The sequence below is a fragment of the Streptomyces sp. NPDC058469 genome (assembly GCF_042721125.1).
In the GTDB taxonomy this organism is placed as follows: domain Bacteria; phylum Actinomycetota; class Actinomycetes; order Streptomycetales; family Streptomycetaceae; genus Streptomyces.
Window position 1 is genome coordinate 19622 of sequence record NZ_JBHXME010000034.1, and the last position, 23923, is coordinate 43544.

Annotated in this window: 22 protein-coding genes; 9 read left to right on the forward strand and 13 right to left on the reverse strand. The window is 71.3% G+C overall.

Going from position 1 to position 23923, the window contains the following annotated elements; all coding sequences use genetic code 11:
- Positions 1–20: 20 nt before the first annotated feature.
- Complete coding sequence (locus ACFWP5_RS17460) at positions 21–1613, forward strand: hypothetical protein (RefSeq protein ID WP_384156508.1); 1593 nt, start codon at positions 21–23, stop codon at positions 1611–1613.
- Between the two features lie 69 nt (positions 1614–1682).
- Here the strand turns inward: ACFWP5_RS17460 and ACFWP5_RS17465 are convergent, their stop codons facing one another.
- Complete coding sequence (locus ACFWP5_RS17465; protein ID WP_384156511.1) at positions 1683–3182, reverse strand: PLP-dependent aminotransferase family protein; 1500 nt, start codon at positions 3180–3182, stop codon at positions 1683–1685.
- 64 nt (positions 3183–3246) lie between these two features.
- On the opposite strand from ACFWP5_RS17465, the gene ACFWP5_RS17470 reads away from it, so the two are divergent.
- The 4 genes from ACFWP5_RS17470 (at position 3247) to ACFWP5_RS17485 (ending at position 6719) form a co-directional block, all read left to right on the forward strand.
- Complete coding sequence (locus tag ACFWP5_RS17470) at positions 3247–3936, forward strand: YitT family protein (RefSeq protein WP_384156514.1); 690 nt, start codon at positions 3247–3249, stop codon at positions 3934–3936.
- On the forward strand, positions 3933–4700 hold the full coding sequence (locus ACFWP5_RS17475) for a glycerophosphodiester phosphodiesterase (protein ID WP_384156517.1): 768 nt from the start codon (positions 3933–3935) through the stop codon (positions 4698–4700). Before ACFWP5_RS17470 ends, ACFWP5_RS17475 begins: the two co-directional genes overlap by 4 nt.
- Before the next feature lie 39 nt (positions 4701–4739).
- Positions 4740–6089, forward strand: a complete 1350-nt coding sequence (locus tag ACFWP5_RS17480; RefSeq protein WP_384156520.1) for an MFS transporter — start codon at positions 4740–4742, stop codon at positions 6087–6089.
- A gap of 255 nt (positions 6090–6344) precedes the next feature.
- Positions 6345–6719 carry an RNA polymerase-binding protein RbpA gene (locus tag ACFWP5_RS17485; protein WP_003977404.1) on the forward strand — a complete coding sequence of 125 codons (375 nt, stop codon included), beginning with the start codon at positions 6345–6347 and terminating at the stop codon, positions 6717–6719.
- Positions 6720–6830: 111 nt separating this feature from the next.
- On the opposite strand, the gene fxsA is transcribed toward ACFWP5_RS17485, so the two are convergent.
- The 4 genes from fxsA to ACFWP5_RS17505 all read right to left on the reverse strand — a co-directional run bounded on the left by fxsA (position 6831) and on the right by ACFWP5_RS17505 (position 10894).
- Complete coding sequence (fxsA, locus tag ACFWP5_RS17490; RefSeq protein WP_384156523.1) at positions 6831–7388, reverse strand: FxsA family membrane protein; 558 nt, start codon at positions 7386–7388, stop codon at positions 6831–6833.
- A 72-nt stretch (positions 7389–7460) separates the two neighbouring features.
- Positions 7461–8273, reverse strand: a complete 813-nt coding sequence (locus tag ACFWP5_RS17495) for a polyprenol monophosphomannose synthase (RefSeq protein ID WP_384156526.1) — start codon at positions 8271–8273, stop codon at positions 7461–7463.
- A gap of 531 nt (positions 8274–8804) precedes the next feature.
- Positions 8805–10406 (reverse strand): amidohydrolase, encoded by a 1602-nt coding sequence (locus tag ACFWP5_RS17500; RefSeq protein ID WP_384156529.1) that lies wholly within the window; start codon positions 10404–10406, stop codon positions 8805–8807.
- Positions 10407–10453: 47 nt separating this feature from the next.
- A complete protein-coding gene (locus ACFWP5_RS17505; protein WP_026150833.1) occupies positions 10454–10894 on the reverse strand; it encodes an Lrp/AsnC family transcriptional regulator in 441 nt (146 codons plus the stop codon).
- Between the two features lie 268 nt (positions 10895–11162).
- Here ACFWP5_RS17505 and ACFWP5_RS17510 point away from each other — a divergent pair, with 268 nt between their 5' ends.
- A complete protein-coding gene (locus ACFWP5_RS17510) occupies positions 11163–11597 on the forward strand; it encodes a hypothetical protein (protein WP_384156533.1) in 435 nt (144 codons plus the stop codon).
- Between the two features lie 10 nt (positions 11598–11607).
- On the opposite strand, the gene ACFWP5_RS17515 is transcribed toward ACFWP5_RS17510, so the two are convergent.
- Positions 11608–12702, reverse strand: a complete 1095-nt coding sequence (locus tag ACFWP5_RS17515) for a phosphotransferase family protein (protein ID WP_384156535.1) — start codon at positions 12700–12702, stop codon at positions 11608–11610.
- 12 nt (positions 12703–12714) lie between these two features.
- Positions 12715–13815, reverse strand: a complete 1101-nt coding sequence (locus ACFWP5_RS17520) for a hypothetical protein (RefSeq protein ID WP_384156537.1) — start codon at positions 13813–13815, stop codon at positions 12715–12717.
- A gap of 140 nt (positions 13816–13955) precedes the next feature.
- Here ACFWP5_RS17520 and ACFWP5_RS17525 point away from each other — a divergent pair, with 140 nt between their 5' ends.
- A complete protein-coding gene (locus ACFWP5_RS17525) occupies positions 13956–14204 on the forward strand; it encodes a hypothetical protein (protein WP_384156539.1) in 249 nt (82 codons plus the stop codon).
- Here the strand turns inward: ACFWP5_RS17525 and ACFWP5_RS17530 are convergent.
- From ACFWP5_RS17530 to ACFWP5_RS17545, 4 genes are all read right to left on the reverse strand, one after another.
- Positions 14158–15339, reverse strand: coding sequence for an acyl-CoA dehydrogenase family protein (locus tag ACFWP5_RS17530; RefSeq protein ID WP_384156542.1), 1182 nt, complete (start codon positions 15337–15339; stop codon positions 14158–14160). The genes ACFWP5_RS17525 and ACFWP5_RS17530 overlap by 47 nt on opposite strands.
- A gap of 230 nt (positions 15340–15569) precedes the next feature.
- On the reverse strand, positions 15570–16229 hold the full coding sequence (locus ACFWP5_RS17535) for a TetR/AcrR family transcriptional regulator (protein ID WP_384156544.1): 660 nt from the start codon (positions 16227–16229) through the stop codon (positions 15570–15572).
- Between the two features lie 65 nt (positions 16230–16294).
- Entirely contained in the window at positions 16295–16441 is a 147-nt protein-coding gene (locus ACFWP5_RS17540; RefSeq protein WP_384156547.1) for an SCO1431 family membrane protein, read from the reverse strand.
- A 133-nt stretch (positions 16442–16574) separates the two neighbouring features.
- The gene (locus tag ACFWP5_RS17545; RefSeq protein ID WP_384156550.1) at positions 16575–17978 is read right to left on the reverse strand and encodes a peptidase C39 family protein; all 1404 of its coding nucleotides are present in this window, start codon (positions 17976–17978) and stop codon (positions 16575–16577) included.
- A gap of 262 nt (positions 17979–18240) precedes the next feature.
- Between ACFWP5_RS17545 and ACFWP5_RS17550 the strand changes: the two genes are divergently transcribed.
- Together ACFWP5_RS17550 and ACFWP5_RS17555 are read left to right on the forward strand one after the other, a co-directional pair.
- Positions 18241–18861 carry a uridine kinase gene (locus ACFWP5_RS17550; RefSeq protein WP_384156553.1) on the forward strand — a complete coding sequence of 207 codons (621 nt, stop codon included), beginning with the start codon at positions 18241–18243 and terminating at the stop codon, positions 18859–18861.
- 434 nt (positions 18862–19295) lie between these two features.
- Positions 19296–21161, forward strand: a complete 1866-nt coding sequence (locus ACFWP5_RS17555; protein WP_384156556.1) for an AAA family ATPase — start codon at positions 19296–19298, stop codon at positions 21159–21161.
- Between the two features lie 266 nt (positions 21162–21427).
- Here ACFWP5_RS17555 and ACFWP5_RS17560 read toward each other — a convergent pair whose 3' ends face one another.
- Positions 21428–22498 (reverse strand): hemolysin family protein, encoded by a 1071-nt coding sequence (locus ACFWP5_RS17560; protein ID WP_384156559.1) that lies wholly within the window; start codon positions 22496–22498, stop codon positions 21428–21430.
- Positions 22495–23829, reverse strand: a complete 1335-nt coding sequence (locus ACFWP5_RS17565; protein WP_384156562.1) for a hemolysin family protein — start codon at positions 23827–23829, stop codon at positions 22495–22497. Before ACFWP5_RS17565 ends, ACFWP5_RS17560 begins: the two co-directional genes overlap by 4 nt.
- Between the last annotated feature and the right edge of the window lie 94 nt (positions 23830–23923).

Consider the following 23923-nt stretch of genomic DNA (forward strand, 5'->3'; position numbering starts at 1 on the left):
CGGACCTTCAGGAGACAGCAGTGGCCCGGCGCCCCCTCCCCCGCATCCTGAGCAACGGCACCGCCCAGATCGCCCGGAGCCGGGAGCTGGCCCGGACGGCGGCCGACAGCGCCACCGATGTCCTCCATCCGCTGATCACGATCACCCGGGGTCTGCGCCGGCTGGCATCCGCCGGCCGGCGCAGATGGGCCGAGACCCCCAAGGACAAACGCGGGCCGCTGCTTTTCCTGATGGCCTCGGTGATCCTGGTCGTGGCCCTGGTCCCGTACGGCCCGCTGCTCGCCGCCATCACCCTGATGGCGGCGGCGGCATGGCAGGGCCGGGACCGCACCCCGCCGGCGCCCGAAGGGCCCGACGAGTCCCAGACCCAGCGCCTCCAGTCCCTCTACGAGGCGCTGGTGCCCTACTTCTCGGCCGCCGAGGACCCGACGCCCCTGTTCGCCCACGGCGGAGACTGGGAGAAGGCCTTCCCCGCCTACGAGTTCGACGGCGCGGGCCGGATCTCCCAGCTGGTCGTCCGCTATCCGGCGTACTTCACCGACGGCGAGGCCGACTCCCGCGCGCGGATCGAGCAGCTGCTCACCGCGAAGTCCGGCCGCAGCCGGGAGTACCACTTCGCGTGGGACGAGGAGGGCAACCACCTCACGGTCGGCGTCCTCGCCCCGCTCCCCACCGACATCGCCGCCCAGCGTTTCGTCACCGCCCCCGGCGAGACCGTCCTGGGCTTCACCGACCCGACCCAGGTCCACCGCACGCTCCCCCTCACCCACGGCGAGGAACAGCGCGACGTCCCGCCGGTCGTCTGGCGCACCGGCGTCCGCTCCACCGAGCCGAACCTGCTGGTCATGGGCCAGCCCGGCACCGGCATCTCCACCCTGCTGCGCTCGATCGCCCTCCAGGCCCTCCAGTACGGCGACGTCCTGATCGTCGAGGGCGGCGGCACCGGCGAGTACGCGTGCCTCACCGGCCGGGACGGGGTTCTCGCGGTCGAGTGCGGGCTGGCCGGCGCACTGGCCAGCCTGGAGTGGGCCGCCCAGGAGACGGAACGCCGGCTGATCGCGGCCAACCGCGCCCGCCAGTCGGGCCACCCGGCACCGGACGACACCAGGCGCCCCCTGTGGATCATCCTGGACCGCCCGAGCGCCTTCGCCCACGTGGCGGCGGCCGACGGCTACAAGGACCCGCAGTCCCTGCTCCAGGTCCCCCTCCGGCACGGCCGCGCGGCCAATGTGACCGTCGTGGTGGCCGACCAGTTCGACAGCGCGGACACCCTGAGCGACGCCGTACGACAGCACACACGCGCGCGTGTCGTCCTCGGCCCCGCCACCGCCGGCCAGCTGGAGGCGGTCCTGGGCGCTCCCCCGCACACCACACCGATCGCCCAGATCCCCCCGGGCCGCGGCTACGCCCGCCTCGGCAGCGGTCCGGTCCACCGGCTCCAGGTGCCGGCGACCCCGGACCCGTACGACGACGCGACGAACGACGCGCACCGCCAGGCGGTCCTGGCCCTGCTCCCGCCGCGCACGACACCGGCGGACGCGGAGGAGACACTGCCGACCGAGGCGCTGCCCGCCGAAGCGGTGGTGGAGGCCGCGGTGGCGGAGACTTCGTAGGAATCCTGGGTCGGTGCGGGCGGCCGGGAGTCGCCCGCCCGCACCGGGCCCGGGTACGTCTCTGCTCGTCTACGCCACGAACGTGCGCGGCGACTCGCCGCCCCCGCTGACCCCGTTCTCCACCAGCCGGGCCGCCGCGGCCAGCCGTACCGCCGCCTCCTCGGCCACCGCGCCGCCCACGGTGAACGGCAGCCGCACATACCCCTCGAAGGCGCCGTCGACGCCGAAGCGCGGCCCGGACGGCACCCGCACCCCCACGCGCTCCCCCATCTCGGCGAGCCGGGAACCCGACAGTCCGCCCGTGCGCACCCACAGCGTGAGGCCGCCCTTGGGCACCTCGAACTCCCAGTCGGGCAGCTCCCGTCGCACCGCGGCGACCAGCGCGTCCCGGTTCTCCCGGGCCTGGCCACGCCGGATCTCGACGGCCTGTGCCCAACCGCCGGTGCTGAACAGCCAGTTCACGGCGAGCTGCTCCAGCACGGGGGTACCGAGGTCGGCGTAGGCGCGGGCGGAGACCAGGCTGCGGATCACGTCGGGGGCCGCGCGGACCCAGCCGATGCGCATGCCCGCCCAGAAGGCCTTGCTGGCGGAGCCGACGGTGATCACCGTCGAACCGGCCGGGTCGAAGCCGCAGACGGGGCGCGGCATGTCGACGTCGTCGTCCAGCCACAGCTCGGTCATCGTCTCGTCGGCGACGAGCACCGTGCCGGCCGAGCGGGCCGCGTCCACGAGACGGCGGCGCTGGTCGTCGTCGGCGAGGGCGCCGGTCGGGTTGTGGAAGTCGGCGACGACGTACGCGATCCGGGGCGCGGCATCGCGCAGCACCTGCCGCCAGCGGTCCATGTCCCAGCCGGAGAGCCCGTCGGCCATCGCCACGGGCACCAGCCGGGCGCCCGCCTCGCGCATCAGCTGAAGGATGTTGGCGTACGAGGGCGACTCGACGGCGACCCGCTCGCCGCGCCCCGCGAAGAGATGGCAGATGGCGTCGATGGCGCCCATCGCGCCGGTCGTCACCATGATCTGCTCGGGCATGGTCGGAATCCCGCGCAGGGTGTACCGCTCGGCGATCATCGCCCGCAGCGCGGGCAGCCCGGCCGGGTAGTCGCCGTGTGTGTGGGCGTACGGCGGCAGCTCCTCCAGGGCGCCCTGGACGGCCCGGGTGAGCCACGGCTCGGGCGCGGGCAGGGAGGCACAGCCGAGGTCGATCACCGAGCCGAGGGCCTCCGGGGGCAACGGCTCCAACCCGCGCGCGGGGAGCGGGTTACCGGCAGGTACGGCGGTCCAGCTGCCGGCCCCGCGCCGGGACTCCAGGAACCCCTCGGTGCGCAGCGCCTCGTAGGCGGCGGCGACCGTGGTGCGGCTGACGGACAGCGCGAGGGCCAACTCCCGCTCGGCGGGCAGCCGGGCGGCCACCGGGACGCGCCCCTCCAGCACGAGTAGGCGGATGCCGTCCGCGAGCGCGCGATAGGCGGGCGGCCTGCGGGTGCCGGGCCCGGCCGGCCGGTCCTGCTGGGAGTTGAGCAGCCGGGCGAGCTGTGCGGCGCCCATCGCCGAGGTCCACTGCGCCATGGAAACCAGTCCACCTTCCCGGAATTGGCCATGGTTGGCATTCGTTCTCAAGCCACAGAGTGTCATGTGCCAGGCCACTACCACCACCAGGGAGCACCCTTTGCCCACGCAGAGCCGTCTCGGACGACGGTTGGTCCAGCTGTACGTCGGACTCGCGCTCTACGGCACCAGCTCGGCGCTCCTGCTGGTGTCGGGCCTGGGCCTGGAGCCCTGGAACGTGCTGCACCAGGGTCTCGCCGAACTCACCGGCCTGACGATCGGCGTCGTCTCGATCATCGTGGGCGCGGCGGTGCTGCTCCTGTGGATCCCGCTGCGCCAGCGCCCCGGCCTGGGCACCGTCTCCAACGTGTTCGTGGTCGGCCTGGCCATGGACGGCACCCTCGCGCTGGTGCCCGACGCGCACGGCCTGGCCGTACGGATTCCGCTGCTGCTGGCGGGCATCCTGCTCAACGGAGTCGCCACCGGGCTCTACATCTCCGCGAGCTTCGGACCGGGCCCTCGCGACGGGCTGATGACCGGGCTGCACCGGCGCACGGGCCGGTCGATCCGGCTGCTGCGGACGGCGATCGAGGTCGCGGTCGTGGCCACCGGCTTCGCGCTCGGCGGCACCGTCGGCATCGGCACCCTCCTGTACGCCCTGGCGATCGGCCCGCTCGCCCAGCTATTCCTGCGCGTGTTCGCCGCCCCGTCGGCATCCGGCGGCAGCACGGTCGTAGCCACCGGGTCACCGGAACGGGCGATACTGCCCCGGTGACCACGCTCATACGTCATCCGTACCTCGACCACCCCGGCCCGATCCCCTTCGCCCACCGGGGCGGCGCGGCGGACGGCCTGGAGAACACCGTGTTCCAGTTCCGCCGCGCGGTGGAGCTGGGCTACCGGTACATCGAGACCGACGTCCACGCCACGGCGGACGGGAAGCTCGTCGCCTTCCACGACGAGACCCTGGACCGGGTCACCGACGGCGCGGGCCGGATCGCGGACCTGTTCTGGTCGGACGTGAGCCACGCGCGCGTGGCGGGCAAGGAACCGGTGCCCCTCTTCGAGGAGTTGCTGGAGACCTTCCCCGAGGTGCGCTGGAACGTCGACATCAAGGCGGAGCCGGCGCTCCGCCCTCTCCTGGACCTGCTGGAGCGCACCGACTCCTGGAACCGCGTCTGCGTCGGCTCCTTCTCCGAGAAGCGCGTGGTCCGCGCCCAGCACCTGGCCGGGCCGCGCCTGGCCACGTCGTTCGGCACGCGCGGGGTGCTGAACCTGCGGCTGCGGTCCTGGGGTGTGCCGGTCGCGGTGCGCCGCTCGGCGGTCGCCGCACAGGTACCCGAGGAGCAGTCCGGCGTCCCCGTGGTTGACCGGCGCTTCGTGAGCGCCGCCCACGCGCGCGGGGTGCAGGTCCACGTGTGGACCATCAACGAGGCCGATCGCATGCACCGGCTCCTGGACCTGGGGGTCGATGGCATCATGACCGATCACATCGACACATTGCGCGAGGTCATGGTGGAGCGGGGCGTCTGGGCCTGAGCCCCGGGACGACGCGTTCGCGGGGAAGCGAGGGCACGGGTGGGTACAGACACCCTGCGGTCACAGCCGGCCGACGAGGCCGCCGAGCGGCGGCGCGAACAGCGCGGCTGGTACTTCTACGACTGGGCCTGCTCCGCCTACTCGACGAGCGTGCTCACCGTGTTCCTGGGCCCCTATCTGACCTCGGTCGCGAAGTCGGCGGCGGACCCGGACGGGTTCGTGCATCCCCTGGGGATACCGGTCCGGGCGGGTTCCTTCTTCGCCTACACCGTCTCCGCGTCCGTCATCGTGTCGATCCTCGTCATGCCCCTCGCGGGCGCGGCGGCCGACCGCACGGGCCGCAAGAAACCCCTCCTGGCGCTCGCCGCCTACGTGGGCGCGACCGCCACCACGGGCCTGTTCTTCCTGGACGGCGACCGCTATCTGCTCGGCGGCTTCCTGCTGATCGTCGCCAACTCGTCGGTGGCCGTCTCGATGGTCTTGTACAACTCCTACCTTCCGCAGATCGCCCCTCCGGAGGAGCGCGACGCGGTCTCCTCCCGCGGCTGGGCCTTCGGCTACGCGGCGGGCGCCCTGGTCCTCGTCCTGAACCTGATCCTGTTCACCGCCCACGACTCCTTCGGCCTCTCCGAGTCGATGGCCGTGCGCATATGTCTCGCCTCGGCCGGAATCTGGTGGGGCGCCTTCACCCTCGTACCGCTGAAACGGCTGCGCGACCGCGGCCGTACGACGTCCGAGGCGCCGACGGCGCAGGGCTGGCGGCAGCTCGCGGCGACCGTCCGGGACATGCGCGGCAAACCTCTCACCCTGTCCTTCCTGTTCGCCTATCTGATCTACAACGACGGCATCCAGACGGTGATCTCCCAGGCATCCGTGTACGGCTCCGAGGAGCTGGGCCTGAGCCAGTCCACGCTCATCACGGCCGTCCTGATGGTCCAGGTGCTGGCGGTGGCGGGTGCGCTCGGCATGGGGCGACTCGCCCGGACGTACGGGGCCAAGCGGACGATTCTCGGCTCGCTCATCGCGTGGACGGTGACGCTGGCCGCCGGGTACTTCCTGCCCGCCGACGCGCCCGTCTGGTTCTTCGTGCTGGCCGCCGGGATCGGCCTCGTCCTGGGCGGCAGCCAGGCGCTGTCCCGGTCCCTGTTCTCCCATCTGGTGCCACCCGGGAAAGAGGCCGAGTACTTCTCGGCGTACGAGATGAGCGATCGGGGCATGAGCTGGCTGGGCCCACTTCTGTTCGGGGTGACCTACCAGCTGACCGGAAGTTATCGGGACGCGATCATCTCCCTGGTGGTCTTCTTCGTGGTGGGATTCGTGCTGCTCGCACGGGTCCCGGTGGCGCGGGCGATCAGCGACGCGGGGAATCCTCTTCCCGAGAGGATTTAGCGCTGGAGGCGAAAGGGCGGTAGTGTACGCGTTTGGCCTGCCTGGCGTACCGTTACTGCGCGTCAAAGATGACGAATCGCTAGGTCACATCTGCTAGTAGATGTGACAAACCGGGCGCTGGTGGGTACAACAAGGGGCGGCTACGACGGCGACGCATGACCCCGTACGGGAATCTTTACCGCCGACCGGACGTTGACCGGATGACGACGACAGCGACACCTGTCCTGTGGGCGACAAGCCCGGGAGGCACGATTCATGAGTGAGCGAGCTCTTCGCGGCACGCGCCTCGTGGTGACCAGCTACGAGACGGACCGCGGTATCGACCTGGCACCACGCCAGGCCGTGGAGTACGCATGCGAGAAGGGACATCGCTTTGAGATGCCCTTCTCGGTCGAGGCGGAGATCCCGCCGGAGTGGGAGTGCAAGGTCTGCGGGGCCCAGGCACTCCTGGTCGACGGCGACGGCCCTGAGGAAAAGAAGGCCAAGCCCGCGCGTACCCACTGGGACATGCTGATGGAGCGGCGCACCCGCGAGGAACTCGAAGAGGTCCTTGAGGAGCGTCTTGCCGTTCTCCGCTCCGGCGCGATGAATATCGCGGTTCACCCGAGGGACAGCCGCAAGTCGGCCTAGTCCTGAAGGTGCGGAGCGGTTCTACCGCACAGCACAACAAGTACAAGCAAGTAAGCGCGGGCGCCGTACGAACATGTACGGCGCCCGCGCTTTTGCGTGTCTGCGACCGGGTCAGCGGGTGAGCGGCGGGCGCGGGCCCTGCGGGGCGTCACTGCCGGGCTCGTCCCGGATGACCTCGCCCTGGACCACCTTGCCGTCCGGGCGGCGCATACGGGCCTGCTGGAAGGCGTCTCCCAGGGTGCCGGGGGCAGCCTTGCCGAGCTTCCGCTCGACCGTGCGCTCCGCATAGCGCGCCAGGGCCTTCTGGACCGGCGGAATCAGCAGGAGCAGGCCCAGGGCGTCCGAGATCAGGCCGGGGATCATCAGCAGCAGGCCGCCCAGCATCATCAGGCCGCTGCCACCGCCGCTGGCCGGGGCGGTGCCCTGCTGCACGGCCTGGCTGAGGTTCTGGAAGGCCCGGCGGCCCGCCCGCTTGATCACCACGGCGCCGAGCACGAACCCGGCGAGCAGCAGCAGGAAGACCGTCAGCCCGCTCGACGCGCCCGCGACCACCGTCAGCAGCCAGATCTCCAGCACCAGCCACACGGCGATGCCCAACGGCAGGAACGTACGCAGCCGGGAACGCGGAGGCCGGGCGGCGGAGGAAGGGGTGGGTGCGCCAGTCGTCATACGTCCAGTGTGCCTGGGCCCGCCTCAGTGCGGGATAAGCGGACGATCAACGAGGCCTGTGAAGTCGTAGGGCTACGGCTGTGAAGGCCTTCCCCCGGGCTTCCCCCGGCCGCGGAGCTTGCCGACCCGCTCCCCCACGCCCCAGGTCGTGACCCGCCACAGGGCCTCGACGAGGATGTCGCGGCTCATCTTGGAGTCGCCGAGTTCGCGCTCCACGAAGGTGATGGGGACCTCGACGACGTGGTAGCCGGCCTTGAAGGCGCGGCGGGCCAGGTCGACCTGGAAGCAGTAGCCCTGGGAGGCCACGTCGTCCAGGCCGAGGCCTTCGAGGGTCTCGCGGCGGAAGGCCCGGTAGCCGCCGGTGATGTCGCGCAGCGGCAGGTCGAGGGCCACGCGCGAGTAGAGGCTGCCGCCGCGGGAGATGAACTCGCGGGACTTCGGCCAGTTCACCACCCGGCCGCCGGGCACCCAGCGGGAGCCGAGCACCAGGTCCGCGCCCTTGAGGGCGGTGAGCAGCCGGGGCAGCTCCTCGGGCTGGTGGGAGCCGTCGGCGTCCATCTCGATGAGGACGCCGTAGCCGTTGTCCATGCCCCAGTGGAAGCCCGCCAGATAGGCGGCGCCGAGGCCTTCCTTGCCCTTGCGGTGCAGCACCTGGACCTGTTCGTCCTCGGCCGCCAGCTCGTCGGCCAGCTTGCCCGTGCCGTCGGGGCTGTTGTCGTCCGCCACGAGGACATGCGCCTCGGGGACCGACTGCCGCACCCGACCGACGATGGCCTTGATGTTCTCCGCCTCGTTGTAGGTCGGGATGATCACCAAGGCCTTGCCGAGCGGGCCGAACTTCCGCCCCTGGGCCTGTGCCGCGAGGGCTCCGTCGCCGTCGTTCACTGCTGCCCCTTCATGTCCGTACGCAGGCGTCCACCATAGTGGCCGCGGCCTGGGCTGACGTGCCAGGCCGTTCGTACGGTGGTGTCAATTCGACAAGAACGGGGTAAGAACGTTCTTTTCGGTACCGACGTGCTGCGGATGGGGGCCCGGCGCCCTTCGGGCCGACCTGGGACCCGCCGGCTGCGGGTCGACCAGGCCGTTGTCTACTGGACGTCCGGGCCCCACCCGGGTCACACCAGCCGACCGGCCGGAACGTTCCCTCGCCGTGGCGCGGGCGCTGAGCCTGGCTCCCAGTGACGGTGCCCGGTGCGGCACACCATCCCTGACCCAGCGGCGCTTCGGCGATTGCTCGGAGGTTCCCCGGTCGGGCGTCCGGTGGTGGACTCGGACGAACCTACCGGCCCCCTGCGCCCGCCTGTCAACAGCCGTTTGACCTGGCCTTTCTCCCACAACCGGCTGGTCAGGGCAGAGGATGCGCAGGTCGCGCGACGGGGCGGCGGCCGTGGATCGGGGGCGCGCCACCCCGGGAGATCACTCGCCCGGCCGTACGAACACCGGCCGTCCGCCCACGACGGTGCGCAGACAGACGGGAAGGTCGCCGCCCGGCGTCAGGTCGGGCAGTCCGGGTGTGCCGGAACGAGGGTCGGTCGACCAGCGCGCGACCCGGTCGTCGGGCGCCTGCACGACGAGCGCGTCGGTCCGCCAGACGGCGTAGTCGGCGGGCGCGCCCGGGACCAGAACACCCGCGTCGTCCCGTCCTACGGCCCGCCAGCCGCCCCGCGTATGCGCGGTGAACGCGGCCCGCACGGAGATCCGGTGTTCGGCCGTCCGGTGGAAAGCGGCGGCGCGGACCGCGCCCCACGGGTCGATCGGGGTGACCGGGCTGTCGGAGCCGAAGGCGAGCGGCACCCCGGCCCGCAGCAGGGCCGCGAAGGGGTTCAGGGCGCGCGCCCGCCCTACGCCCAGGCGCTGGGCGTACATGCCCTCCTCGCCGCCCCACAGCGCGTCGAAGGCGGGCTGCACGGAAGCGGTCAGGCCCAGCTCGGCGAAGGCCGCGATGGTCTCCGGGGTGAGCATCTCGGCGTGTTCGACACGGTGACGGGCGGCGCGGACGCGGCCCAGGCCGACCTTCTCAGCGGCTGCCCGGACGCCGTCGACCACCGAGGTCACGGCGGCGTCCCCGATGGCGTGGAAGCCCGCCTGAAGGCCCGCCTCGGTGCAGGCGACGACATGGGCGGCGACGGCGTCCGCGTCGAGGTACGCGAGACCGGTGTGCCCGGCGTCGGTGTACGGCTGATGCAGACACGCGGTGTGCGACCCGAGAGCACCGTCGACAAAGAGGTCACCCGCCGCTCCTACGGCGCCCAGTTCCCGCGCCTTCTCGACGTCCCCCTCGGCCCAGTAGCCGACGACACGCGGCCCCGGCTCCTCGGCGGCCAGCCGCAGCAGGCCCGTGAAGTCGTCCTCGGAGGAGATCTCCGGCCCCGCGCACTCGTGGACCGAACCGACGCCCAGGGACGCAGCGTGGGCCAGGGCGGTGCGCTGGGCCTCGACGCGCTGCTCCGGCGTGATGGCGGCGAGCGCGGTGGCGCGGACGGCGTGGTGGGCGTCGGCCGTGAGGGGGCCGTCGATCGCGTCGAGGCCGGGGACGAGGTCGAGCAGGGCCGTGCTGACGACCGCGGAGTGGACGTCGATGCGGGAGAGGTAGAGCGGGCGTCCGCCGGTCGCCGTGTCGAGTTCGGTGCGGGTGGGCGGACGGCCCCCCGGCCAGCGGGCGGCGTCCCAGCCGTGGCCGAGCAGGACGCGGTCGGCCGGGCGGGCGGCGGCGAAGTCCCGGACGAGGGAAAGGGCCGCTTCCAGGGAGGGCGCGTCGGACAGGTCGAGGCCGGTGAGCGCGAGGCCGGTGGCCGTCGTGTGGACGTGTGCGTCGGTGAACGCCGGGGTGACCAGCGCGCCGTCCAGGTCGACCACCTCGTCGACACCGTCCGCGAAGGCGTCGGCGGCGCCCTCGGAGCCGACCCAGGCCACCTGGCCGCGCTCCACGACCATCGCGGTCGCGAAGGGGTCTGCGGGGCTGTGGACTTCGCCGCGGCGGAGCAGGACGGTTGACGGCTCGGGGGTGCGCTCACTCATGGGGAACAGTCTCGCGCCTCACCGGCGCCACCCCGAACGCAGGTCCGTCAGATGCGGGGCGGGCGGGCCTCGTACGGCGTCGACAGCACCACCGTGGTCCGGGTCGAGACGCCGGCCAGGCCGCGCAGCCGGGCCAGCAGCTCCTCCAGTTCGTGGGGGGTGGAGACCCGCACCTTGAGGATGTAGTTCTCGTCGCCCGCGACGCTGTGGCAGGCCTCGATCTCGGGGACGTCGGAGAGACGGTCCGCGATGTCGTCGGGGGCACTGGGGTCGAACGGTTTCACCGAGATGAAGGCGGTCATGGGCAGGCCCACCGCCTCCGGGTCGACGACCGCGGCGTACCCGCGGATGACGCCACGTTGCTCCAGCCGGCGCACCCGTTGGTGCACGGCCGACGTGGACAGGCCCGTGGCCTTGCCCAGGTCTGTGTAGCTCATCCGCCCGTCCTTGACGAGCAGCTGCACGATTTGTCGGTCCAGCTCCTCCATGACGCAAGAACCTACAGTGCGTCTGATCTCCTCCGATACCTCGGCGGCGCAGGTCATACCCGGTTCGTGATGTGGCGGAGAGCGACCCGTGTGGCGGCCGGGGACAAACCCGCCGCCTCGGGCATCTGCGGGCGGCATGTGACGAACGCCACAGGCCTCGAACGGTCTCCGTGATGGTCTCGTGATTACCGCGGAGACGGGACGGGAAGTGCTTGCTGTGGTCGAGGCCGCAGCGCCTTCACGGCCCAGCCCAGTAGGGGGAGAACCCATGCAGAGTCTTAAGCGCCCTGGACGCACCGCGCCCAAGCGGCCGCAGCTCGTCGTCGAGCCCGAGCCGGAGGGTGTCGAATCCGACGATTTCGATGCCGACGAGCTCGACGCGTACGACACCCTTGAGATGTACCGGGTGATCTGCCCGGACTGCGTGCAGCCCATCGCGCTCCTCGCGGACGAGGAGGTCCTGCCGGAGCACGCGCTGTGCGCCTCTCCGTGGAACCCGTTCGGGCTGACGGTCTGCGCCGGTACGGGTCGTGAGGCGGCCGACGCCCGATCCGCCGACGAGACCGCGGAACCCCAGGAGCAGGAAACCGCGCTGCTGTTGACGCTCCCTCAGGGCCTCGACTGGCGGACGCAGCCCTTCTCGCACGTCGGCGGCGCGAGCTCGCGCCCGATGCGCGTGCCGGACATGCGCCGCGCCGCCTGAGCGCACCCGCTCAACCCCAGTAGCTGCCCTGCACCATGGCCCGCAGACTGCCGTGGTGCAGGATCAGTGTGTCCGGGTCCGCCGGGACGGTGACCTCGCCGAAGTGCACCTGACGGTAGGCGATACGGAGCATCACGATCGCGTGCCGCAGGGCCGCGTACAGGGTGTAGAAGTCCATGTCGCGCGGGGTGTGGCCGGTGAGTCGGGCATACCGGGCCTCCACCCGGTCCCGGCGGAAGAACTCCGGCAGGCCCGGCTGGCCGAAGGCGACCGTGAGGTCCTGGAAGAAGCGGTGCAGATAGACGGTCCAGCCGAGGTCCACCTCGCGCGGGGCCGGGGCCGCCATCTCCCAGTCGAGGACGGCGACGGGGTCGAACCCGTCGTAGACGACGTTGCCGACGCGCGCGTCGCCCCAGTTGAGGACCGGTTCGCCCGGGTCGGCCGGCCAGAGTTCCGTGAGCCGGTCGAAGGCGCTCTCGATGAGCGGTGAGCGGGCGAGCCCGTCAACCACCCATTCGTAGTAGGCGCGTTGGGATGTGACGTGGCGGTGGAGGGCGTCGCCGTCGCCCCGGAGGGTGAGGAACTCGGCCTCGGACAGCGGGACTTGGTCGTGGAGCCGGGCGATGAGCGCGATCGAGGCGGCCTCCAGGTGGGCGCGTTCCGCGTCGGTCGCCGCGTGCAGCCAATTGCCCTCGTACGTATAGGGCATGACGTCCGGCGGTACGCGTCCCGCGGCGCGCTCCATGACGAAGAACGGCGCGCCGAGCGGGCCCGGGTCCTCCTCCAGCCAGCGCACCTTGGGCACCGGGAGGTCGGTGCGGTCGGCGACCAGGCGCATCGTGCGGAACTGGCGCGGCATGTCGTAGACCGGGAAGACGGTGTACGCCGCCGGGTCGGCCGCGAGTCTCAACGCGCAGGCGCGGAGCGGGGGTTCGGGGTGGTCGATGTCGAAGAGCAGGGTCTCGCTGGACATGCCGTTCGACGCGGGGACCCTGATGTCGACGGCCCTGGCGCCGGGCAGGCAGGTGTCGAGCCAGGCGGTGAGGCGGTGGGCGAGTTCCTCGGGGTCACGGGTGGTCGTGCGGGGGCGGGGTGCCGTCGCCATGTCTCAACTCCCCTACGGTGCTACCGACTCGAAGCCGGTGAAGCCGCTCGGGTCGTGGCGGCCGAACGAGCCGTGTTCGAAAATGCCGTGACCGACCTGGCCGTCGAGGCGGAAGCGGGCCGCGTGGTCGGTGACGCCGTAGGCGGCGAGCGGGGCGGGCCGGGTGAGGTCGTAGGTGCGTCGGTCGGTCCACGCCGGGCCGCGCCAGATGCCGTGCTGCCAGTCGTCGGCGGGTGGGTAGCCGGCGCCGATCGCCAGGGGTGAGGAGGTCAGGATCTCCACGTCGAGTTCCTGCGGCTTGCGGGCGTCACCGAGGTGGACGAGGGCGCGCTCGGGGCGGCGGGTGCCGGGGCGGTAGGTGATCTCGGCCCGGGGCCAGCCGAGTTGGCGGTCGCGGTGGCCGGGGCGGACGACGGTCGCCTCGTTCAGGGTGCGGTAGCCGTCGGCGTCCTCCTGGACGATGACCATGAGGAAACGGTCCTCGAAGCGGACCGGGCACCAGATCCAGTGGAACCCTTCGGTCGGATGGTCCTCGGCGAGCCGGCCGCCCTCCTCGCCGGGGATGGGCCGCACGCCCCAACTCCGGTCACGGGTACCGGTCCAGCCGTCGGCGGAGACCCGGAACTCCTCGTCGCCGGCGCGGATCACGCCCTCCACGCCGCCCGCCTGGACGAAGCGGCGGCCTTCGAGGGTGAGCCGGTCGCCGCGGTACTGGACGTGGTGGGGTTCCCAGAGGGCGGGGAACTCGGCCGTCCACGTGAGGTCGTACGAGAGGGAGTTGTCCTCGCAGCGCAGGCGCAGTCGGTGCAGTGGTTCCTCGACCTCGATGCGCAGGGGGCCGACGGCGAGGTGCATGCGGTCGTCGCCGAGGGCGTCCGAGGCGCGGACCGCGTGGAGTACGTCTCCGGTGCGGAGGGTCGCGTAGGCGTCGATCACCCCGACGTTGGGGTAGACGCCGAGGCCGACGATCAGCAGGGCGCGGCCCTCGTGGTCGAGGACGTGGAAGATGCAGCGGTCGTAGGCGTTCCGGTCGCCGGTCGCTACGTGCTTCATCGACAGGGGGACCTGGTGCACGGGGTACTCGTCGAGGGGCACGGGACGGTCGTCTGCCACGGTAACCTCCCCTGGGGACAGTGGAGGTGACGGTACGTCAGGTGGCGTGCGGTAGCCATAGCCGAGACCCGTACGCCGGTGAACTCACGCTCGATTACCCGCGCCGGTGACCTGGCGGCGCGCTCCTACGTTGCCCTGGTATGACCCCCACATATGCGCCGACCGGGCGTCAGCGCCGGATCTTCGTCCCTGTACCCGCAGAATCGGTTCCCCCGGCGCCGCCGCAGCCCCAGGACCCGCCCATCTACCGTGATCTGATGCGGACTTGGGCCGACCGGGGCCGCACCCTGCCGGGGCGTCACGACCCGGAGTGGGTGCGGCTGGCGACGCCGCCCCTGGGGCTCAGCCAGTTCGGTGGGCCTCGGGACCCGCTAGGTGGCGGGCGATGACCATCCGTTGGATCTGATTCGTACCCTCGACGATCTGCAGGACCTTGGCCTCGCGCATGTAGCGCTCGACCGGGAAGTCCGCGGTGTAGCCGTAGCCGCCGAGGACCTGGACGGCGTCGATGGTGGCCTTCATCGCGGTGTCGGTGCAGTGCAGCTTGGCCATGGCCGCCTGTTTGGCGAACGGGCGGCCCGCGTCGCGCAGCCGCGCCGCCGCGAGGTAGAGCGCGCGGCCCGCCTCGATCTGGGTGGCCATGTCGGCGAGCATGAAGCGCAGACCCTGGAAGTCGGAGATCGGGCGCCCGAACTGCTGCCGGCCACGCGCGTAGGCCACCGCCTCGTCGAGGGCGGACTGGGCCAGGCCGATCGCGCAGGCCGCGATGCCGAGCCGCCCGGAGTCCAGCGCGGACAGGGCGATCGCGAAGCCCTGGCCCTCCTCGCCGAGGCGGCGCTCGTCGGGGACCCGGACGCCGTCGAAGTGGACCTGGGCGGTGGGCGAGCCCTTCATGCCCATCTTCTTCTCCGGTGCCGCGCCGCTGAGGCCGGCCGCGTCGCCGGGCACCAGGAAGGCGCTGATCCCGCGCGGGCCGTCCTCGCCGGTGCGGGCCATGACCGTGTAGAAGTCGGCGATGCCGCCGTGCGTGATCCACGCCTTGGTGCCGTCGATCACCCAGTCGTCGCCGTCCCGCACCGCTTTCGTGCGCAGGGAGGCCGCGTCGGAGCCGGAGGCCGGTTCGGAGAGGCAGTAGGCGCCGAGCAGGCCGCCGCCGAGCATCGCGGGCAGGTGCTCGACCTGCTGCTGCTTGGTGCCGTAGTTGGCCAGCGCGTGGCAGGACAGCGAGTGCACGCTGACGCCGAGGCCGACGGTGAGGCGGGCCGCCGCGAGCTCTTCGAGGACCTGGAGGTAGACCTCGTACGGCTGGTCGCCGCCGCCGTACTCGGAGTCGTACGGAAGGCCGAGGAGTCCCGATCGGGAGAGCAGGGTGAAGATCTCGCGCGGGAAGTGTCCGGCGTCCTCTTCCTCGGCCGCTCTCGGGGCGATCTCGCGCTGCGCGATGTCGCGGGCCAGCGAGATCAGATCCCGGGCCTCGTCCGTGGGCAGTTGCCGGTCCACCGGCTGCGGGGCGCGGTCGGGCATGGCGACGCTCTCCTCCCTGTCGGGCACATCGGCGGGCGTACGCCTTGGGTGGAGGCGACGTGGCCGGGTACCGCACGGATGCGGCCGCTGCGCCCACTCCCGGGTCTCGGAAGCTGCTGACCAGCGGCTCTGCGCTGTGAGTATGCCCGATCGGAGGTCTCTCGTCACCAGTTAACGACCGCTTACCTCGAGAATAACCCGGTCGTCCGGAACTGGTCGGGACCGACGATTCAGCCGTCCCTGCGGGCGGGCTTCGGCGCCGGGTGGGCGGGGTCCAGTTCCTCGATGGCGCGCAGGGTGCCGCCGAGGGTCCTCACGAGGAGTTCGCGCATCGTCTCGCGGGAGAGGTCGGAGGTGCTGATCCATTCCAGGGTCGCGCCCTCGACGCTGCACACCCAGCCGAACAGGCCCATGCGCGCGATCCGGGAGATGTCCGTGCGGCCGTACGCCCCCTCGGCGATGGTCGCGACGATCGCCGCGCGCACCCCGTCGCGGATGGCGTGCACCTCGGTGTCGAAGCCGACGCCGCCGCTGACGATGGTGCGGTACGCGGCCTGGTTGTGCTCGGCCCAGCGCAGATAGCTGTCCATCGTCCGCTGTACGCGGTCCAGTTGGGGCAGTTCGAGACCGCTCGCCGCGAAGGTCACCAGGTCGGCGACCGAGTCGTTGATGATCGCCAGGTAGTAGCCGCGCTTGGACTGGAAGTAGTAGTAGATCAGCCCCTTGGCGACATGCGCCTGCCGCGCGATGTCGTCCATGGACAGCGCGTCGTAGGACGTGTCGGCGAACAACTTCCGGCCGATGGTGATGAGTTCGGCGCGGCGCGCCAAGGAACGCTCGGTACCGCGCGCCCGGGGACGTGGGACGTCACGCTGCTGACTGATTTCCAATTTCGACTCTGGCTCTCCAACTGGGCTGGGTCAACCGCAGTATGGCAGGTCGCGTATGCGTCAGGTCACAGCAGACCGATTTGGGTCACAAGCATCGCGATCACGACGACAAGGGTCCAGCCCATGACGTGCTCGGCGATCTTCGCACCGTCGCCCTTGGGGCCGCCGGTGCGGGTACGGGTGCGGGCGGCGCTGGCTGAGTGTGCGGTCATGGTGGCTCGCAGAGGTCGGATGTGTGATGGACTCCCCCGTTCTGTCCACCTTGCCATCCCTGTCGGCTTTTGCGCCGGAGACCTTGGTCACAGGGCGCCCGGTCACCGGGCGCCCTGGTCACAGCGCGCCGGGTCAGCGCACGCCCACCGCCGCGAGGGCCTTGCGCTGGCGGGCGGTCGGGTGCGCGGGGAAGTAGAGGTAACAGACGCCGCCGGTACCGGAGGAGAGCTTGCCGGAGGCGTTGTACCGCTTGGTGCGCAGCCAGATGTTCTCCCACTCGCGCCGGTTGTAGACGCGGCGGACGGCCGGATCGCCGGCCGAGTTCGGGTCGTTGGCGATCACGTCGCCGTCGGCGGTGAAGCCGATCACGGTCATTAGATGGCCGGAGGTGCCGTAGCCCGCGCCCGTCAGCTCGCTGCTGAGGAACGACTGTGACGTTATGGCCGGGATGCCCGCCGCGATCAGCGTCTCCAGGTCGCCGAGCGAGCCGAGCCGGGTGACCACGCCCTGGAGACCCTTGTACGTCGCCGCGTAGGCCGCGTTGAACGGCCAGTTGCCGCAGCCCTGGTACTGGTAGTCGTAGGTGAAGCGGGCCGCGTTGTCGACCTGCGGGTCGGCGTAGGCCGGGTCGACCCAGGCCAGTTGCTCCGGGGTGAGCCGGCCGCCCCAGTACTCGATGATCATCTGCGAGGAGGTGGGGCTGCACCAGGCCTCGCCGCCGTTGTCGTACTCGGGGTACTGGCCGACGTGGATCTCCTGCGAGTAGCGCGGGACGATCAACTCCTGCGCCAGGCCGGGAGTCGAGGCCGGGACCGTGAAGCGGTCCGGGACGTCGGAGCCCATCGCGCCGAGCCGCCACACGGTGGGGGTGAGCTTGGTGCCGGGCTTGCGGTAGAGGGTCAGACGGAGTCGGTACGACGCGAGGCGCAGGCCCGTCGTCGCGTCGTCGATCGCGAAGGTGTCCGTCCAGATCGTGGACTTGCCGTCCGTCTGGTCGTCGACGGAGGTCCGCTTGATGTCCTGGTCGCCGGCCGCCCAGCGGCCCATCACGTACCAGGGCGTGTCCGTGCCGTCGGAGTACGTGCCGTGCAGCTCGATCTGGATCCAGGTGCCCGCCGGGGTGTCCGCGTTCCAGGAGGCGATGGTCTCCGTCGCGGGGACGGAGAGCTTGTGGACGGGGGACGTCCAGGTCGCGTACTCCCAGGCCGCGGTCTTGCCGGTGTGCGGGTCCGTGTAGTCGACGCTGCCGAGGGCGGCGCCGATCGCGAGCCCCGGGCGGGGACCCGCGACGGCGCGGGTGCCCTGGGCGGCGCCGCGGCGCCAGTCGGCGTAGGTGGTCCACGCGTGGTTGTCGACCGTGCGGGTCCCCCCGCCCGAGCGAAGCCGGGAGCGCTGGAGGGTCGGCGCCCGGTCGGAGTCGGCTGCGTCGGTGGCGGTCGCGGTGTCGGCGACCGCGGGGCCCGTGCCGCTCACCACCGCGGCGGCGACCGCCGCGGCCAGGACGGTTCTGCGGGACGGATGTTCGGCTCTGCTCATGGGCGGAAGACCCCCGGGTGTTCCGAGTCGGGACAGATCCAGTCGGGACAGATCCAATGGACGACTGTGCGCCCACTATGAACACACACCGCACTCCGCTGCCAGCACTTCGAACCTCGCCACACTCATCAATATTGGTATCGACCACTGGCATGACCTGGTACGGGGTCGCGGCTCGCCGTCCCGGGACGAGTGCCGCCGCTCCCTACAATGTCCCGGCGACCTGCGGCACCACCCGCCCCACGACCTCCCGGGACCAGCCATGCACGACCTCGCCCACCGCCTGAGCCACCTGCCCCCGTCCTGCGGCCCGGTCCGGCTCGTCGGTGTCGACGGGCACGCGGGGTCCGGGAAGTCCACGTTCGCCGGGCAGTTGGCCGAGGCGCTGGGCGGCGCCCCTGTGCTGCACCTGGACGACCTCGCCACCCACGACGAACTGTTCGGCTGGACCGGCCGGCTGCTGAGCCAGGTGATCACCCCGCTCGGCCGCGGCCAGACCGCCCACTACGCCCCCTACGACTGGCACGCCCACCGCTTCGCGGCGCCCCGCGCACTCCCGCCCGCGCCCGTGGTCCTCGTCGAGGGTGTCGGCGCCGGACGCCGGACGCTGCGCCCGTTCCTCGCGGGGCTGCTGTGGATGGAACTGCCCCGGGAGGAGTCCTGGGCACGGGGTCGGCTGCGGGACGGAACGGAGCAGCGGGACTTCTGGGACGGGTGGGTCGAGGCGGAACACGAACACTTCGCCAAAGACCCTTCGCGACCCCACGCGGACTTCCTGGTACGGCAGTTGGGAAAGGGGTACGAGGTGCTCGCGGGGCCCTCAGGGACGATTGGACCGGACCATGGGGTCACCCACGGTGACGGACCGCCCGCAGTGTGCTGAACTTGTGAAGACCCTTCCGTCCGAACTTGCTTGAGTGCCTCAACTCGGCTTGACCCAGGGGCCGTACAGGTCTTACGTTCTGAATGTGCGGCCGGTTCGAAGCCGCCCAGAGTCGCGAAGCCCCCGGTTGTTCCCCCGTGATCGGGGGCTTCGTTCTGCTCCCAGCACGTTTTCCGGCCGCTACGAGCCGTGATTTGCTCACCCTGGGTCACCGTCCTGAGTGCGCCCCATCTGCTCCCACCTCGTCAAACGGCCTGTGCGGCACCCTTCGATGGGCGACTGCCCCGCAGGTACGATGCCCAGGGTGCGACCGACGGACGGCTGCTTCGCGCACCACGGCAACTCCCGTCCGCGGCACAGCGGTTCGACCCAGACTGCCGACGGGCGCCGGCCCGGCGGCGAATCAACGGGGGCACGGTTTGTGGGGGGACGTGATGGACTTCGGCACGCAGGGCCCCGAGGCCCCGGCCGACCTCGCGTGGCTGCGAGGCGTGGACGCCTACACGATGGGCGCTTATCCGCAGGCCGAGGAGGAGTTCCGCACCGCGGTACGGATGGATCCCGGGATGGCCGACGGCTGGCTCGGACTGCACGCGCTGCGCGTCGACACGACGACCGCGCTGCTGCGGATGTACCGGCACCGGGAACGTTTCGGGGAACAGCGCACCAGGCACCGCCGTACGCTCAACTCCTGGTACTGGCTTGGCTGGTGGGTCCAGCCCGTGCTGGAGAGCCCGCGTGATCTGCTGCTCGCGCACGCCTCGCACTGGCTGGACGGCCGCCATGTGCCGGAGCTGGACCGGGCGTTGGCGGGACTGCCGCCCGTGGACACCGACCACCAGGTCCGCTTCCTGCACGCGTGCCGCGCCTATCTGGTCAAGGACTGGGAGCAGCTGGTCCGGCACACCGACCCGCTGATCAACGACCAACTCCTGGGCATCGAGGCCGGGTTGTTCGGCGGGATGGCCCGCGTGCGCCTGGAGATGTACGGCCAGGCCGAACCGCTCCTCTCCTCCGCGCTGATGCGCTGTCGCAGCGAACAGCCGCAGCGCAAGGAGCTGCGGTACTGGCTGGCGCGGGCCCACGAGGGCACCGGGCGCAGCGCCGCCGCGCTCCCCCTGTACCGGGCGGTGCACCGCGTCGACCCCGCCTTCATGGACACCTCGGCGCGGCTCGCCGCGATCACCGACTCCGACGGGTACGACGGCTCCGAGGACGTGACCGACCTCGCGGCGATCACGCTCTCCGGCGGGCAGGACGCGCTGGAGGGGCCCGACGGGCTCGATCCGCTGTTCGGCGCCGAGGGGCGCGATCTGAAGCTGTCTGAGCCCGGTCTTCCGCCGACCGGGCCGCTGCCCTCCGCGGGCGACTCGGTGCGCGAGAAGACCTCGAATCCGGTGCTGCCGCTGCCCACGGGCCCCACCGATCCCGTCTTACTGGAGGAGGCGCTCAACGAGCTGGAGCGCATGGTGGGGCTGGAGCCGGTCAAACGCCAAGTCAAGGCGCTGTCCGCCCAGTTGAACATGGCGCGGCTGCGGGCCGGGCAGGGGCTGCCGGTCCAGCCGCCGAAACGGCACTTCGTCTTCTCCGGGCCCTCGGGTACCGGCAAGACCACCGTGGCGCGCATTCTCGGGCGGGTCTTCTATGCCCTCGGGCTGCTCGGCGGGGACCATCTCGTCGAGGCGCAGCGGGCCGATCTGGTCGGCGAGTATCTCGGCCAAACGGCCGTGAAAGCCAACGAGTTGATCGACTCCGCGATCGGCGGGGTGCTCTTCGTCGACGAGGCGTACTCGCTCTCCAACTCCGGTTACGGCAAGGGCGACGCGTACGGCGACGAGGCGTTGCAGGTGCTGCTGAAGCGCGCCGAGGACAATCGCGACCACCTCGTGGTGATCCTGGCCGGCTATCCGGAGGGGATGGACCGGTTGCTTGCGGCCAACCCCGGGTTGTCGTCCCGCTTCACGACTCGCGTCGACTTCCCTTCGTACCGTCCGCTCGAACTCACCTCTATCGGCGAGGTGTTGGCAGCGGAGAACGGTGACGTGTGGGACGAGGAGGCTTTGGACGAGCTGCGGTCGATCGCCGGCCATGTTGTCGACCAGGGGTGGATCGACGAGCTGGGAAACGGGCGGTTCTTGCGCACCCTGTACGAGAAGAGCTGTGCGTATCGGGATCTGCGGTTGTCGGTGTATCCCGGGATGTTGTCCCGGGATGACCTGTCGACGTTGCGGCTGCCGGATCTGATGCAGGCGTACGGCGAGGTGTTGTCCGGACGGGGGCCGGGTCCTGCCGGGATGTGAGCGCGGCGCACTGGCTCGGTTGGATCTGTTGTTTCGCGGCTGCGGCGGCGTGGGGGCTGGTCGCGCCCACGCGGCGGAGCCGCACATCGACACGGCCCCGCGCCCCTTGGGTGGGCACGGGGAACCGGTGTCAGTCAGGCGGCGCCTGCTTCAGGCCCCAATCAGGCATCGCCGACTTCGGGACCCAGTCAGGCGCCGCCTGCTTGAGGCCTCAGCCACGCGCCCGCTGCTTCAAGTCGTCGGCCAAGCGCCGCCTGCTTCAGTCGTCAGCTCGGTACCGTCTGCGTCAGTTCCGCCGTTCGTGGCTGTGGCGGTACCTCTCGGTGGGCCGGGTCCGTAACCTCGCCCACCAGGAGTTCCAGGACGTCCTCCATGGCTACCAGGCCCAGTATCTTGCCGGACGCGCCGGCCACCTGGGCCAGGTGCGTCGCCGCGCGGCGCATCACCGTCAGGGCGTCGTCCAGGGGGAGTTCGGCTCGTAGGGTCGTCATGGGGCGCCAGATCTGTTGCGGGACCGCCCGCTCGGATTCCTCCAGGTCCAGGACGTCCTTGACGTGCAGGTAGCCCATGAAGGCGCCGGTCTCCGCGGCGACCGGGAAGCGGGAGTAGCCGGTGCGGGCCGTGAGGGCGACGATCTCGCCCGGGGTGACCGAGGGGCTGACCGTCACCAGGTCCTCGCGGCGCAGGAGTACGTCCGTGACCGGGCGGGAGCCCAACTCCAGGGCGTCCTCCAGGCGTTCCTGCTCCTCGGGGTCGAGGAGACCGGCCTGTCCGGAGTCCTCCACCAGGCGGTTGAGCTGTTCGCTGGTGAAGACGGCCTCGACCTCGTCCTTGGGTTCGACGTGGAAGAGCCGCAGGATGCCCTGGGCGACGGCGCCGAGGGCGATGGTGATCGGCTTGCAGATCCGGGCGAAGGCGACCAGGCCGGGGCTCAGCCACATCGCGGCCTTCTCCGGTGCCGCCATCGCGAGGTTCTTCGGGACCATCTCGCCGATGACGAGGTGGAAGAAGACCACGGCGGCCAGCGCGAGGATGTAGCCGAGGGGGTGGATCATGCCCTCGGGCAGCCGCATCCACTCGAAGACCGGCTCCAGCACATGCGCGACCGTCGGCTCGGCCACCGCGCCCAGTGTCAACGAGCAGACGGTGATGCCGAATTGGGCCGCCGCCATCATCTGCGGCAGCCGCTCCAGGCCGTAGAGGACCTGTCGGGCGCGGGCGGTGCCGAGGGGTTCGATCTGGCTGCGGCGGACGGAGACGAGGGCGAACTCGGCGCCGACGAAGAAGCCGTTGGCGAGCACCAGCAGGACGGCGAAGAGAAGTTGGAGGACGGTCATCGGGCCGCCTCCATGACGTTCACCGCGGGAACCGTGCGGACGAGGCGGACGCGCTCGGCGCGGTAGTGACCCACCTGGCGCACCGACAGCCGCCAGCCCGGGAGTTCGGCCTTGTCGCCGGGGGCCGGGATACGGCCGAGGAGATCGGCGACCAGTCCGGCCACCGTCTCATACGGTCCCTCGGGGACGTCGAGGCCTATGCGCTGGAGGATGTCCACACGGCAGCTGCCGTCGGCGTCCCAGGCGGGCTTGCCGTCCTCGGGCGGGGCGGCGGCCAGTTCGGGGACGTCCTGGCCGTCGTGCTCGTCGCGGACCTCGCCGACGAGTTCCTCGACGATGTCCTCCAGGGTGACCACCCCCGCCGTACCGCCGTACTCGTCGACGACGACGGCGATCGGCTGTTCGCTGCGCAGCCGGGCGAGGAGGGGCTGGACGGGCAGGGTCTCGGGGACCAGCACCGGGGACTTGGCGATGCTGGTGACGGAGGTGCGCAGCCGGTCGTGCGAGGGCACGGCCAGCGCGTCCTTGAGGTGGACCATGCCGACGATCTCGTCGATCTTCTCCCGGTAGACGGGGAAGCGGGACAGACCGGTGGCGCGGGTCAGGTTGACCACGTCCTCGGCCGTCGCCGACGACTGCAGCGCGCTGACCTTCACGCGCGGGGTCATGACGTGCTGCGCGGTCAGCTCGCCCAGCGACAGCGTCCGTACGAAGAGATCGGCGGTGTCCTGCTCCAGCGTGCCGGCCTGCGCCGAGTGCCGGGCCAGGGAGACGAGTTCACCGGGGGTGCGGGCCGAGGCCAGCTCCGCGGTGGGCTCGACGCCCAGGGCGCGGACGAGCCGGTTGGCGACGGTGTTCAGCGCGGCGATCACCGGGCGGAACAGGCGGGCGAAGGCGTGCTGCGGTGCGGCGACGAAGCGCGCGACCTGCAAGGGCCGCGACACCGCCCAGTTCTTGGGCACGAGCTCGCCGATCACCATCTGCACGGCCGAGGCCAGCAGCATGCCGACGACCACGGCGACACCGGAGACGGCGCCCTCGGGGATGCCGATCGCGCTGAACGGGCCGTGCAGCAGTTCCGCCAGGGCCGGTTCGGCGAGCATGCCGACGACCAGGGAGGTGATGGTGATGCCGAGCTGGGTGCCGGAGAGCTGGAAGGACAGCTCCTTGAGCGACTCGACGACCGTGGCGGCCCGTCGGTCGCCCTCGGCGGCGGCCTTCTCGGCCTCGGGACGCTCCACGGTGACGAGCCCGAACTCGGCCGCGACGAAGAAGCCGTTGGCCAGAATCAGCAGGACCGCCGCTCCGAGGAGCAACAGGGGGATGGTCATGCCGCCGCCTCGATATGTCGGGAGGGGGCGGCGCAGGTACTACAGGACGATCCGTCCATCGCTGGAGGGAGTCACTCCTCGGGTAGCAGGGGGC

Bases quoted from the DNA above. Each gene is read 5' to 3' on its own strand.
- ACFWP5_RS17465 (WP_384156511.1), bottom strand. From the start codon at position 3,182: ATGGCGCAGTGGACCTCGGCGATGGGCGCCGCACAGCTCGCCCGGCTG.
- ACFWP5_RS17470 (WP_384156514.1), top strand. From the start codon at position 3,247: ATGTGCCAGGCCACTACCACCACCAGGGAGCACCCTTTGCCCACGCAG.
- ACFWP5_RS17485 (WP_003977404.1), top strand. From the start codon at position 6,345: ATGAGTGAGCGAGCTCTTCGCGGCACGCGCCTCGTGGTGACCAGCTAC.
- fxsA (WP_384156523.1), bottom strand. From the start codon at position 7,388: ATGACGACTGGCGCACCCACCCCTTCCTCCGCCGCCCGGCCTCCGCGT.
- ACFWP5_RS17500 (WP_384156529.1), bottom strand. From the start codon at position 10,406: ATGAGTGAGCGCACCCCCGAGCCGTCAACCGTCCTGCTCCGCCGCGGC.
- ACFWP5_RS17505 (WP_026150833.1), bottom strand. From the start codon at position 10,894: ATGGAGGAGCTGGACCGACAAATCGTGCAGCTGCTCGTCAAGGACGGG.
- ACFWP5_RS17510 (WP_384156533.1), top strand. From the start codon at position 11,163: ATGCAGAGTCTTAAGCGCCCTGGACGCACCGCGCCCAAGCGGCCGCAG.
- ACFWP5_RS17515 (WP_384156535.1), bottom strand. From the start codon at position 12,702: ATGGCGACGGCACCCCGCCCCCGCACGACCACCCGTGACCCCGAGGAA.
- ACFWP5_RS17525 (WP_384156539.1), top strand. From the start codon at position 13,956: ATGACCCCCACATATGCGCCGACCGGGCGTCAGCGCCGGATCTTCGTC.
- ACFWP5_RS17530 (WP_384156542.1), bottom strand. From the start codon at position 15,339: ATGCCCGACCGCGCCCCGCAGCCGGTGGACCGGCAACTGCCCACGGAC.
- ACFWP5_RS17540 (WP_384156547.1), bottom strand. From the start codon at position 16,441: ATGACCGCACACTCAGCCAGCGCCGCCCGCACCCGTACCCGCACCGGC.
- ACFWP5_RS17545 (WP_384156550.1), bottom strand. From the start codon at position 17,978: ATGAGCAGAGCCGAACATCCGTCCCGCAGAACCGTCCTGGCCGCGGCG.
- ACFWP5_RS17550 (WP_384156553.1), top strand. From the start codon at position 18,241: ATGCACGACCTCGCCCACCGCCTGAGCCACCTGCCCCCGTCCTGCGGC.
- ACFWP5_RS17555 (WP_384156556.1), top strand. From the start codon at position 19,296: ATGGACTTCGGCACGCAGGGCCCCGAGGCCCCGGCCGACCTCGCGTGG.
- ACFWP5_RS17560 (WP_384156559.1), bottom strand. From the start codon at position 22,498: ATGACCGTCCTCCAACTTCTCTTCGCCGTCCTGCTGGTGCTCGCCAAC.
- ACFWP5_RS17565 (WP_384156562.1), bottom strand. From the start codon at position 23,829: ATGACCATCCCCCTGTTGCTCCTCGGAGCGGCGGTCCTGCTGATTCTG.